General features: G+C 66.0%; 1 pseudogene. It reads left to right on the top strand.

The window, feature by feature from the left end:
• Positions 1-497: pseudogene (locus JCM25156_RS26610) on the top strand (OmpH family outer membrane protein); the annotation flags it as partial.
• Positions 498-615: the final 118 nt, after the last annotated feature.

Genomic DNA, 615 nt, shown 5'->3' with positions numbered 1-615 from the left:
CAGCAGGCCGAGCGGGTGCTGGGCGCCCGGCGCGACGACCTGGCGCGTGATGCGCAGAAGGAACAGGCCGGATGGCGTGACGAGCAGCAGAAGCTGCAGGGTCAGGCGCGCACCATGTCGTCCGACCAGATCCAGGCAAGCGAGCGCAAGCTGCAGGAACGTGTGATCGCGGCGCAGAAGGACTTCCGCAACCGCAACCGCATCATTCAGGAAGCGGCGCAGGTCTCGCTGGGGCAGATCGAGCGTGAACTGGTCCAGATCATCCGGCAGGTCGCGGCCAGCATGGCATGAACCTCGTGCTGCATCGTGAACAGGTCGCCCTGAGCCAGGAAAGCCTCGACATCACGCAGCAGGTGGCCAGCCAGCTCAATGCGGTGCTGCCTACGGTGTTCATCCCCGCTGCGGATGTGGACCCCGAGGTATTGGCCAAATCGGGCACCATGCCCACAACGGCCGATGCCGGCACTCCCGCCCCGGCCGCGCCCGCCAAGCATTAAGGTCTGTTTGATGACAGTGACGCCGGATAACGTACCGGGCGATTCGCGGTTTTTCGTAACGCACGGCCCCTTCGGGCTGGACGCGCTGGCGCAGTGCAGCGGGGCTGAACTGCGCGCG

The sequence above is a fragment of the Komagataeibacter kakiaceti JCM 25156 genome, assembly GCF_000613305.1.
This window is presented reverse-complemented; position numbering and strand designations above follow the sequence as displayed.